Source organism: Archangium sp. (assembly GCF_036277355.1).
Taxonomy (GTDB): domain Bacteria; phylum Myxococcota; class Myxococcia; order Myxococcales; family Myxococcaceae; genus Archangium.
In genome coordinates this window covers 1-11,688 of record NZ_DASUNC010000193.1, presented here as the reverse complement: position 1 = coordinate 11,688, position 11,688 = coordinate 1, and the positions used below count along the sequence as shown (strand labels likewise).

At 71.6% G+C, this 11,688-nt stretch carries 7 protein-coding genes; 5 read left to right on the top strand and 2 right to left on the bottom strand.

The genetic code is table 11. The annotated features are described in order from the left end of the window. Positions 1-6: 6 nt before the first annotated feature. Entirely contained in the window at positions 7-4,128 is a 4,122-nt protein-coding gene (locus VFZ09_RS46990; protein WP_329734377.1) for a protein kinase domain-containing protein, read from the bottom strand. Positions 4,129-4,379: 251 nt separating this feature from the next. On the opposite strand from VFZ09_RS46990, the gene VFZ09_RS46985 reads away from it, so the two are divergent. Then, entirely contained in the window at positions 4,380-5,420 is a 1,041-nt protein-coding gene (locus VFZ09_RS46985; RefSeq protein WP_329734376.1) for an agmatinase family protein, read from the top strand. A 91-nt stretch (positions 5,421-5,511) separates the two neighbouring features. On the opposite strand, the gene VFZ09_RS46980 is transcribed toward VFZ09_RS46985, so the two are convergent. Next, positions 5,512-6,510 (bottom strand): ATP-binding protein, encoded by a 999-nt coding sequence (locus tag VFZ09_RS46980; protein ID WP_329734375.1) that lies wholly within the window; start codon positions 6,508-6,510, stop codon positions 5,512-5,514. Positions 6,511-6,640: 130 nt separating this feature from the next. Between VFZ09_RS46980 and VFZ09_RS46975 the strand changes: the two genes are divergently transcribed. The 4 genes from VFZ09_RS46975 to VFZ09_RS46960 all read left to right on the top strand — a co-directional run. Next, positions 6,641-7,960, top strand: a complete 1,320-nt coding sequence (locus VFZ09_RS46975) for a trypsin-like peptidase domain-containing protein (RefSeq protein WP_329734374.1) — start codon at positions 6,641-6,643, stop codon at positions 7,958-7,960. A 67-nt stretch (positions 7,961-8,027) separates the two neighbouring features. Further along, on the top strand, positions 8,028-10,178 hold the full coding sequence (locus VFZ09_RS46970) for a serine/threonine protein kinase (RefSeq protein ID WP_329734373.1): 2,151 nt from the start codon (positions 8,028-8,030) through the stop codon (positions 10,176-10,178). 22 nt (positions 10,179-10,200) lie between these two features. Further along, on the top strand, positions 10,201-10,908 hold the full coding sequence (locus tag VFZ09_RS46965) for a hypothetical protein (RefSeq protein WP_329734372.1): 708 nt from the start codon (positions 10,201-10,203) through the stop codon (positions 10,906-10,908). A 512-nt stretch (positions 10,909-11,420) separates the two neighbouring features. Next, positions 11,421-11,688 (top strand): hypothetical protein (locus VFZ09_RS46960; protein ID WP_329734371.1); only part of this gene is annotated, 268 nt, incomplete at its 3' end.

The following is an 11,688-nucleotide window of genomic DNA, read 5'->3' as shown; positions in this document are numbered from 1 at the left end:
CCAGGCTCAGGGGCTGGCGACTCCCCACGCGGGCTCCGCCCCTCGCGACAACTCGTCCCGCAGCGCCCGCGCCTCCTGCAGATCGAGGCACTCCCCGCCCGGCTCGAACCCGGCACAGGCCCGCTCCAGCATCCTCCGCGCCGCCTCCGCCTGTCCCCTATCCCTCAGCAAGCGGCACAGGCTCACCGTTGCACGCAACTCGAGCAGGCCCGCCCCCTGCGCACGAGCCACCGCGACGGCGCGGACGAAGCAGGAGCCCGCCTCCTCGTCCCTTCCCGCCCGCCTCAGGCACTCGCCCCGGAGCAGGTGCAGCCAGGCCTCGCTGCTGACTTCCCCCGTCTCCACGCTCTCGGCCAGTGCTTCATCAATCGCCGCCAACGCCTCCTGGACCTGCCCCAACGCCAACCGGGTCTGTGCGATCACGCTCAAGCAGGAGGGAATCCCGTTATGAATGCCCCGCCCGCGCCAGACCTCGAGGACCTCCTGCGCGAGTGCGAGGCCTTCCCGCGACCGCCCCAGCCCGGCCAGGGCCCCTCCCCGGACGAGCGTCGCCCACGTGCTCCACATCACGAATCTGCGCTCGCTCGCGAACGAGAGGGCCCGGTCCACCAGCGACAATGCTCCCAGAGCCTCCCGGCGAAGCAGGCGAGCCACGGCCACATAGACCTGCGTGGAGCCCAGCGAGGAGGGATGACCGACGCGGCCAGCCAGCTCCAGCGCCTCCCGGGCACGGCGTCGCGACTCCTCCATCCGTCCCAGGACGGCCTGGACGATGGCGCTCTCGGCCAGCGCCATCGTCCAGGGATCGGTCCCATAGCGGATGGCCAGCGCCCGGTGCTCCTCGAGAGAAGGCTCCGGGCGGCCCAGGACACGCGCCAGAGCCCGCGCGGCCTCCCACGGCCGTCCCCAGGAGAAGAGGATGACCGCGCTCATCACGTCGCCCAGGCTCCAGAGCTCCAACTGGCCGTGGCGCCTGCCCAGGTCCACGAGCCGCTCCGCCAGCTCCTTCGCCCGGTGGTACTCGGACCGTCCCCGGTAATAGGCGAAGAGACCCCAGAAGGACAGGTCGAGCCGCGGCAACACCTCGCCTACCCGGGAGAGGAGCTCCCAGACCCGGGCGAACATCCGCTCCGTTTCGGGCGCATCGTAGCCATGCACCTGCAACATCGCGAGGCCCAGGTCCATGCGGATCTCCAGCTCCCGCTGGAGGCGCCGCGAGTCGTCCGTCAGGACGGGCAACAGCTCCAGCGCCCGGGTCAGATGACCCAGCGCCTCGAGGCTGTCGTGACGCTCGCGGGCGAGCCGTCCGGCCCTCGCCCAGTAGCCGATGGCGCGCACGTGCTCTCCCGCCTCGGTGAGATGGTGCGCGAGCACCTCCGGCCGCTCCTCCACCAGCCTGGGAAAGTGCGTCTCCAATGCCGGCACGAGGCGCCGGTGGTAGCGCCGCCGCGTGCTCCGGGACAGGGACCGGTACGCGGCCTTCTGGAAGAGCGCGTGCCGGAACAGGTACTCCGGCCCGGGCACGTCTTCCCGCTCCCGTTCGATCAAGAGCCCCGCCTCCATCAGCCCGGCGATGTCACGCAGCACGGTGGTCTCATCACGCTCCGACAGGACGGCCAGCAGCCTGCCACAGAAGACCCGCCCCACCACCGCGCCCAGCTGGGCCAGGGTCTTCTGGCGCGAGGGCAGCAGATCCAACCGGGCCAGCAGCAACTCGTGCAGGGTGAGCGGGATGGACGCCGTCGTCCCTCCCTCCAGGACCATGCGCGTCATCTCCTCGATGAAGAGCGGGATGCCATCCGTCTTCTCCACCAGTGTCTGGAGCGTCCGCTCCGGCAGCTCGCGCTCCCGGGCCACCTGTCGCACCAGGGCCGCGGCGCGCCCGGCCGGCAACCGCTCCATCATCAACCGGTGCACCCCCTCGTGCCAGTCCGGCTGGAACTCCGGGCGGGCACTCAGGACGACGAGGAAGCTCGCCTTCCCAACGCATTCCAGGAGGAAGCCCAGGAACTCGAGCAGGGAGGAGTCGGCCCAGTGCAGATCCTCGATGACCAGCAGCCGCGGCGGGTCCTCACAAGGACAGTGCATGAGCATATGGACCAGGGACTGGAAGGTCCTCTCCTTGCGCCGCTCGGGCGTGAGCTGGAGCACCGGTGAGCCCTCGGGAACGGGCAGGCCCAGCAACAGGCCCAGCAGCTCCCGGTCCTCCCGGGACAGGCCCAGCGCCCCCAACCGCGCCTCCAGCTTCTCCATGCGCAGCGCGGGAGGATCCTCCTGGCGGATGCCCACCACCACCTGAAGCAGCTCGAGGATCGGGTGCAGGGCGTGGGTGCTGTACCGGGACCAACACTGCACCCGGATCAGGGTGGACGACTCCGCCACCCGCTCGCACAGCGCCTCGATGAGCCGGGACTTGCCGATGCCCGCTTCACCGCTCACCAGGACGAAGGCCCCCCGTCCCCGCCGCGCGTGCTCCCACCACCCCAGGAGCCGCTCCAACTCGCGCTCCCGCCCCACCAACGGGGAGAGCCGTCCGGCCACGTGCGTCCGCTCGAACCGGGAGGCCACCTCCCGCTCGCCCCGCACGCGGTGCGTCTCCAGGCTCACGAGTCCCGACAGTCCCTCGAAGACGTGGGTGCCGAGCGGCTCGGCCTGGAAGGCGCCCCGTACGAGCTTCCACGTCGTGTCGCTGACGACCACCTCTCCCGGCCCGGCCCGCCGCGCGAGCCACGCGGCCACCTTGGGGGCCTCGCCCTGGAGCCGCGGGCCCACCCCCATCCATTCCGTGTGGATGCCACCCCGCACGAACAGGCCGGAGAGGGGCAGGTGCGGCAGCCGGCGCTGAAGCGTGTCCCGCAGCTCCCGCGTGAGCTGGAGCCCCGTGCGCACCGCGCGCTCCGAGTCATCCTCCCGGCCCAGGGTCCAACCGAAGCACGCGAGCACCTCGCCGCCCATGGACAGGGCCACGGTGCCCCGGTTGCGCTCGATGAGCTCCAGGCACGCCTCGTGGAAGGCCTGCTCCAGCTCGCCCATGTCCTCGGCATCGAGCGGCCCTCCGCTCTCGGCGAGCCCCCCGAGCTGGCAGGACACCAGCGTCACCTGACGCCGCTGGGGCTCGGCCGAGCTTCCCCGCGGCTCGCGCACTTCCTGCCGCAGCTCCAGCGCCGAGGAGAAACGCCGGGCCGGGTCCTTCGCCAGCGCGGTGGCCAGCAGCACCGCCACCCGCCGCGGCACCTCCGGGTGGCGCACGCGGACCGAGGGCGCTGGCTCCGGGGACGTCACCCGCTCGCGCAGCTCCGCCAACGTGGCCCCCTGGAAGGGCGGCTCGCCCGTGAGCAGCTCGTACAGCACCACGCCGGCCGCCCAGATGTCCGTGCGCGCGTCCTGCGGCTCCCCGCGCCACTGCTCCGGCGCCATGTAGGCCGGAGTGCCTCCCGCCAGCTGGAGCTCGGAGCCAACCGGCTCCACGGCCAGGTGCGACAGGCCGAAGTCCAGCAGCTTCACCGTCCCTTCGCGGGTGAGGAAGACGTTGCCGGGCTTGAGATCGCGGTGGACGATGCCCCGCTCGTGCGCATGCGCCAGGCCCGCGGCGATGGCCTCGAGAATCTCCAGCGCCCGCCAGAGCCCGGGGCGCTCGCGCCGCAGCAGCCCGGCGAGCGACTCGCCCTCCAGGCACTCCATCACCAGGAAGGGCACCCGGGCCTGGCCGGGCGCGGGGCTCCACTCCGCCACGTCGAAGATGCGGACGATGTTCTCGTGGTCCAGCCGGGCCACCGCCCGCGCCTCGGCGAGCGCCAGCTCCTCGAAGCCCGGGCGGGGCAGCAGGAACTTGAGCGCCACCTCACGCCGCAGCGTCGCGTCCCTCGCGCGGAACACCTGCCCCATTCCGCCCCGGCCCATCGGCTCGAGGATCTCGAAACGCCGGCCCTCCAGGCCCCCGAGCCACTGTCCGGGAACGGGCAGCCGGGAGGCAGGCTCGACCTGGAGCACCTCCCTCAGGAAGGAGTCACCGGACTCGGAGGCGGGCCCGGAGGCCCCAGGAGCCTGGGGCGCACCGGTGACCGGCCACGCCTCCCTGTCCTCCCATGGAGCATCCTTGCTCATCGCTCCCTCCCGGGTCTCGTCCATGCGCCCTCTTGGAGAACGAATGGCGTGCCCCGGGAAGTGAGGCCCCTCCTTTGTCAGGAGGGCGAAGCTGGAGACAGACGCTCGGACTCGCAATGACCTCCGGGCCAGGGTGTACGGCATCGGGCGACAGGCCAGCGAGCGGGCGGACAGGGGTTCCACCCCAGGCCCGTGGCACCCGTCCCTCTCCCGGATTGTCCGGACGCAGAGGATCGTTGCTTCGCGCACACGGCCCCTTATCCTCCGCCGCCATCATGCCTGCTGCCTTCGACCCCAGCGCCGCCGCCCCCCCCGACTCCGGCATCTTCGGCCTCCCCCACTCCCCCGAGGAGGCCCACGTCGTCCTCATCCCCGTCCCCTTCGAGGCCACCACCAGCTACGGCGGTGGCACCTCCGACGGCCCCTCCGCCGTCCTCGAGGCCAGCCGCCAGGTCGACCTCTTCGACGTCGAGACCGGCCGCCCCTATGAGCGCGGCATCGCCCTCCTCCCCGAGCCCGCCGAGTGGCGCGCCTGGAACACCCGCGCCAAGGAGCGCGCCGTCCCCATCATCGAGGCCGGCGGCGTGGACCCCTCCAACCCCGAGCTCCAGGCCGCCTCCACCGAGGTCAACACCCTCTGCGAGCAGCTCCACGACGCCGTCTACCGCACCGCCAAGCAGTGGCTCGCCCAGGGCAAGCGCGTCGGCGCCGTCGGGGGAGAGCACTCCATCTCCTTCGGCATCATCCGCGCCCACGCCGAGAAGTACCCCGGCCTCGGCGTCCTCCACCTCGACGCCCACGCCGATCTGCGCGACGCCTACGAGGGCTTCACCTGGTCCCACGCCTCCATCATGCACAACGTCATGGAGCGCATCCCCGGGGTGAAGTCGCTCGTCCAGGTCGCCATCCGCGACATGAGCGAGGACGAGCACCGCTACATCGCCTCGTCCAACGGCCGCGTCCGCGCCTTCTTCGACTCCGACATCAACCACAAGCGCTTCGACGGCATCCCCTGGAACCGCCAGGTCGATGCCATGCTCGAGGGCCTCCCCCAGCACGTCTACCTGTCCTTCGACATCGACGGGCTCGATCCCACCCTCTGCCCCCACACCGGCACGCCCGTCCCCGGCGGACTCTCCTTCCCCGAGGCCGTCGCCCTCATCTCCGGGGTCGTCCGCTCCGGCCGCACCATCGTCGGCTTCGACCTCACCGAGGTCGCGCCGGATCCCGAGGGCGGTGAGTGGGATGGCAACGTGGGCGCGCGCCTGCTCTACAAGATGATCGGCTGGATGCTGAAGTCCGAGCAGCGCAAGTAGGGGCCACCGGGGGAACCCGTGGCTCGCGATACCCTCACCCCGTCCCTCTCCCGAAGGGAGAGGGGTGGATCCGTGCTTGGGGCCGTGAGGATCAACTCCTCGGCAGCATCACGCTCAGCGTGGTGCCCTGCCCCTTCTTCGACTCCACCGACAGCCCGCCGCCATGCAGCCGCGCCAGCTCCGAGGCGATGTAGAGCCCCAGCCCCGCTCCCGCTCCGAACGGCTCGAACAGGTGCCCCAGCTCCTCGTCCGAGATGCCCGGGCCCGCGTCCTTCACCCGGATCGTCACCAGCGACGGCGAGGCCTCCAGCTCCACCCGCACCAGGCCCCCGTGCCGCACCGCATGGCCCAGCAGCCCGTCCAACACCCGGCGCAGCCGCTCCGGATCGAACCGCGTCTCCACCGGCGCCGCCGGCTGCCGCAGCTCCCAGCTCACCTCGGGGTGCCGCTGCTTCCACGTCTCCAGCTTCTGACGCACCAGCACGCTCACGTCCGCCACCACCGGCACCACCACCACGGTGCGCGCCGCCAGGTACGCCGCCTCCCGGAAATCCCTCGTCAGCGCCTCCAGCGTCTTCAGCTGCGCCCCGAGCGTCTCCAGCGCTCCGCTCTCCGCCTTCCCCTCCCCCCGCAGCTGCTCCACCTGCGCCCGCGCCGTCTCCAGCGGCCCCTCGAAGCCCCTCGCCACCCAGTCCCCCAGCGCCTCCATCGCCGACGCCCCCTCCAGCGGCTTTGGCCGGGGTGCCTCCTCCAACGCCTTGCGGATCAACGTCTCGAAGTCCGTGATCTCGAAGGGCTTGTGCAGGAAGGCGTGCGCTTCGGGCGCACCATGTGGGAGAACCGCGCTCAACAGGATGATGGGAACGCGGCCGAGGACCTCGTCGCTCTTGAGCTTGCGACACAGGTCCACGCCACTCAGGCGAGGCATCATGTGGTCCGTGACCACCAGATTCGGACGGCGCGCCCGCGCGAGGTTCCACGCCTCCTCGCCATCGCGTGCCTGGATCACATCGTGCCCCAGGTCCTCGACGACCTGGCTCAGCACCTCGAGCACCGCGGGCTCATCGTCCGCCACAAGGACGAGACTCATGTGCTCATTCCATTCAACCCCGGACCTGTACGCCAGTCCGGGGGCCGGGAATGCCCGCCCTGCTGCGGAGTTCCCGACAGTCAGGGCGTCATGGAGCCGACATTGCCATGCCTCAGAGGGAGGACTTGACGTGAAGAACCAAGTGAGCCGGTGGGGACTGCTGCTCGCCGTATTGCTGACTTTCACCAGCGGCACCAGCGCCCGCGCCGACGCGGCCCGGCGCCGCAATGAGATCGTCGAGGTGGTGCAGAAGGTCTCCCCCGCCGTCGTCTTCATCGGCACCGAGAGCGAGGAGGAGTCCCCCTTCCGCGGGCGCCGCTCGCCCCTGGAGGAGTTCTTCGGCGTTCCCCAGCAGCGCCAGCGCCAGCAGGGCCTGGGCAGCGGCGTCATCGTGGACCCCAACGGCATCATCATCACCAACGACCACGTCATCCGCGGCGCCTCCGCCATCCACGTGGTGCTGGCCGACGGGCGCGAGCTGGAGGCCGAGGTCATCGGCAGCGACGCCAACAACGACCTGGCCGTGCTCAAGGTGAGCTCCAAGCAGCCGCTGCCCGCGGCGAAGCTGGGCACCACCTCGGACCTGATGATCGGCGAAACGGTCATCGCCATCGGCAGCCCCCTGGGGCTGAGCAAGACGGTGACGGCGGGCGTGGTGAGCGCCACGGGCCGCTCCCTCAAGGCGGATGGGAAGACCTACAACGACTTCATCCAGACGGATGCGGCGATCAACCCGGGCAACTCGGGCGGGCCGCTGCTCAACGTGGACGGGGATGTCATCGGCATCAACACCGCCATCATCGCCAGCGCCCAGGGCATCGGCTTCGCCATCCCCGCGGACAAGGTGCGCCGGATCATGGACGAGCTCACCCGCTTCGGGAAGGTGCGCCCGTCCTGGGTGGGCATCGAGGTGCAGCCGCTGTCGCCCCGGCTCGCCCGGCAGCTCGGGTGGGACCGGACCTATGGCGTCGTCGTCAGCGACGTGGAGCCGGGCAGCCCCGCCGAGCAGGCGGGCGTGCGCCGGGGTGACGTGCTCGCCGAGATGGGCGGCTCGCGCATCTCCGATGCCGAGGACTACATCAGCCGGGCCCGGGGCTACCCCGCCCGCGCCGCCTTCCCGCTCGTCCTCTTCCGCGAGGGCGGCCAGCGCACCCTCCAGGTGACGCCCGCCGAGTTCCCGCCCCAGCTCGTGGAGGCCCTCGGGTGGAACCGGCTGGGACTGAGGGTAAAGCCCACGCGCGGCGCCATGGCCATCCAGGCGGTGCGCCCCGGCTCGGCGGCGGACGAGATCGGCCTGGATCAGGGAGACGTCATCCTGCGCATCAACAACCAGCCGGTGGCCGAGCCCACCGCCTTCCAGGAGGCCCTGCTGTCCGCCCGGGGCACCCGGAGCGTCCTGCTGCTCGTGCAGCGCGGCCGCTACCGCTACAACATCACCCTGCCCTTCTAGGGAAAGGGGGCCCCTGGAGAGGGCCCTAGCGGTTCCCCGGCCCGGGCCTGCTAGCATGGGGGCCTGCATGAGTCAGGTTCGCTATCACCCGCTCGGGCCGCTGCTGGCCGGCGAGGGCTCCCGGGCATTCCTCGGGCTGGCGCTCGAGGAAGGTGTCCCGCCCCGTCCGGTGGTGCTCGTCTGGGCGCCTCCCGACGTCACCCGGGATTCCGAGCTGTCCGCCCACTTGCAGCGCGAGACACAGCGCGCCGCCGTCCTGGAGCACCCCAACATCCTGCGCGTCCACGGGCTGGTGCCCCTGGAGGCCGGGCTCGCCCGCATCACCGAGTTCGCCGATGGCGAGTCGCTGCGCCGGGTGTTGGAGGTGCGTCCGCGCATCCCCCCCGCCTTCGCCGCGCTGATCGTCTCGGACGTGGCCATGGGCGTGCACTACGCGCACCTGGCCGGCAACGATGACGGCACGCCGCTCGTCCACGGAGATCTGCGCCCGGAGACCGTCATGGTCTCCTTCAATGGCGTGTGCAAGGTGACGGGCTACGGGGCCCTCAATGTCGCCCCGCGCGAGCGCAACGGCCGGCGCGTGCGCAACCGCCGCAACTACAGCGCCCCCGAGCAGCTCATGGGCGGCCGCGAGGCCGTCACCGCCCGCACCGACGTGTTCCTCCTGGGCCTGCTGCTGCACGAGTGCCTCTCGGGGCGCATGCCCTTCCAGGACGCGCAGGACTCGGATCAGGCCGTCATCACCCGGCAGCTGCCGCCCCTGCCCTCGGACGTTCCGCGAGGCCTCGCCGAGGTGGTGCGCATCGCCACCGCCAAGCGCGGCAACGAGCGCTACGCCACCCCCCTCGAGTTCCGCGAGGCCGTGGTGGCCGCCGTCGAGGGGCTGCCCTCCGCGGAGACGTTCTCCGAGTTCCTCGCCCAGCTCTTCCCACCGGACCGGGACGCGCGCGCCACCCGGCGGCAGATGCTGGAGATCGGCCTGGCGGACGTGGCCCGCCGCGCCTCGCTCACGGGGATGCCGGCCGTGGCCCCCACGCGCCCCTCCGGCAACACCGCCACCGTCGCGCCCTCGCGCCCCATCACGGGCAGCATCCCCCCCGTCGTCCTCGACGAGGCGACGCAGAACGCGGACGCCGAGTTCCACGACGTCCCCTTCGAGCAGGACGACGAAGTCGCCCTGGACTCGGTGATGGAGCTCACCGGCCGCCACTCCCGCCCCGGCGTGGCCCGCCCGCTGCCTCCGCGCGAGGAGCCCCGCGCACCGGAGCTCCAGGAGGAGCCCCGCACGCCGCCCCTCGCCGAGCCGCCCCGCCCGCTTCCTCCGGACGAGCCCGAGGCGCCCCGTCCACCCGCCGCCCGCCGGACGCCCCCCGCGCCCCCGGCCGAGGACGACGCGCCCGTGCCCAGGAAGCGGCGCTCGCGCCTGCCGCTCCTCGCCGGGGCGCTGGCCACCATCGCGGCCGCCGCCGGTGGCTTCTTCTTCTGGCAGCAGCAACAGCAGGCTGGAGCGCAACCCGCGGCCGCGCAGGTGGCCTCCGCCGCCCGGCCCAAGCCCAAGCCGTCCTCCGCCGTGGCCCCGGCTCCGGCGAAGCCCGTGGAGCCCACCCCGGCCGCCGCGCAGCCCGCGCTGGAGGATGGGGGAACGGCCGTGGCCACCTCACAGCCCGCGCTGGAGGGAGATGGGGGGACGGCCGTGGCCCTCGCGGCGGGGCCGTCTCCGTCCACGCCGGGAGGCGCCGTGGTGCCCGCCTCGGGGACACTGCCCGCCACCCCGCCCGCGTCCGCGAGCCCCGAGACGCCCGCCGCCCAGGCGCCCGTGGTGAATACGAAGCTCCAGCTCCTCGTGATGCCACCGGTGGAGGTGTCGCTGGAGGGCAAGCGGCTCGGCAAGACGCCGCTGCTGGTACCGCTGGCACCCGGGGCCTATACGCTGGAGCTGAGCAACAAGACCAAGGGCGTGCGCACCACCCGCGCCATCACCGTCCAGCCCCAGGGCACGACGAAGCAGCGCATCCTCCTGGGCAGGGGCACCGTGCTGGTGCGCGCCCCGGCCGGCTCGCGCATCTTCCTCAATGGACGCAAGGCGGGCCCGAAGCTGACCCTCTTCGAGGGGGAGCATCAGCTCGTCGTCACCACCGGCAAGGCCCGTTGGGAGAAGACCTTCCGGCTCGAGCCCCGCCAGCGCGTGACATTCGACGTGGCACACGAGACACCGTGACGTGAAACCTGGAGGGGAAAACATGCAGGGAAGAATCGCAATGCTGTGCCTGGCCTCGCTGCTGACGGTGACGTCCGCCCGGGCCCAGGAGGCCCAGACGTCCGCGGCGGAGGCCCAGCCGGCACCCCGGCTCAACCGCGTGCAGGGCGTGGGCGACATCGACGCGCGCGCGATGCTCAACGCGGACATCGTGCTGGCCTTCGTCAACCTGGGCGTGGGCGCCGACGTGGGCGTGCTGCCACTGGGCCCCGGCGTGCTGGCCCTCGGCGGTGAGTTCGAGATCGGTGGCTGTGTCTCCGCCTGCCTCCTGCTCAACACGCTCACCGGCTATAGCTGGAGCAGCATGTTCTACTCGCCGCACGTCCGCGCCTCCTACCACCTGCTGCCGAGCAACTCGCCCGGCCTGGAGAAGGTGGACCTCTACGGACTGGCGCTCGCGGGCGCCACCCTCACCACCACGCGCGTGGCCGGCACCGTCTCCGGCGGCTCCGGCTCCAGCACCGACTTCGAGTACGTGGGCAGCGACGTGGGCCCCTCGGTGGGCCTGGGCCTGGGTGCCAAGTACTTCTTCAGCGACAACCTCTTCTTCGGCGCCGAGGGCCGCCTGCGCTACTCGGCCGGCCAGTACACGTACACCGCCCGCGCCGGCAACGTGACCATCTCCGACTCGCAGTCCACCTGGAGCCTGAGCGGCTTCAACGTGCAGCTGTTCGCCGGCCTGCGCCTCTGAGCCGCCCCGGACTCCGGCCGGCTCACGCGCTCTGGCGGTGAGCCGGCTCCATGGACACACCCGAGGAGCCGGCTCGCATGAGACGTCGCCCTTTCTTGCTACACCTGCTCTTGTTGTCGGGCCTCGCCTTCTGCGCTGCGTGCGCGACGTCTCGAGCGCGGCTCCCGACGGACCCGGAGCAGCAACACGCACGAGCCCTGGCAGGCATTGAGGAACACCTCCAGCAGGAGCAGGAAGCAGCGGGTGGATTCACCAGGCCCGAGCCCCTGCCGGTGCTCATCAGCCCGCTGCCGGAGGCCCGCTTCGGCTCTCCTTTCCCACCTCGCCGCCCCACCCGGGAATGGAAGAGCTGGGCGTAGAGGAGATACGCCCCCTTCTCGCCGCCTTCCGGTCCTTCCAGCCTCCGGCCCATCCTCGACTGCGGCTGCTGGGGGAGTCCCCGGCAGCGGCGGGAATGACCCAGGCGCGAGCATCCCCATGGGGGCTGCGGCTGCGCGGGGAGTTCCTCTCCCTTGAGGAAGAACAAGCCCCAGCAGAGCGCTGGCAAGGTCGAGGTCTACGACCGGAGACCCACCAAGGGGGTCAATTTCCGCAAGCCAGATGCCTCGTCAATCCGGCCCGATGGCGTACGACACAATGCAAACCATGTCTCCAACTCGCGGGACTTGCAGCGCGAGCTGGATGCCTTCGACTCGATGGTTCGGGCGGACAACAAGGCCATTCATGAGCTGTATCGACTCGATGGCACCCTGGTCCGGCGGTATGTGCCTCCAGGCGTCA

Coding starts and splice junctions, on each gene's coding strand:
- VFZ09_RS46970 (WP_329734373.1), top strand. CDS start 8,028: ATGAGTCAGGTTCGCTATCACCCGCTCGGGCCGCTGCTGGCCGGCGAG.
- VFZ09_RS46980 (WP_329734375.1), bottom strand. CDS start 6,510: ATGAGTCTCGTCCTTGTGGCGGACGATGAGCCCGCGGTGCTCGAGGTG.
- VFZ09_RS46990 (WP_329734377.1), bottom strand. CDS start 4,128: ATGGACGAGACCCGGGAGGGAGCGATGAGCAAGGATGCTCCATGGGAG.
- VFZ09_RS46985 (WP_329734376.1), top strand. CDS start 4,380: ATGCCTGCTGCCTTCGACCCCAGCGCCGCCGCCCCCCCCGACTCCGGC.
- VFZ09_RS46965 (WP_329734372.1), top strand. CDS start 10,201: ATGCAGGGAAGAATCGCAATGCTGTGCCTGGCCTCGCTGCTGACGGTG.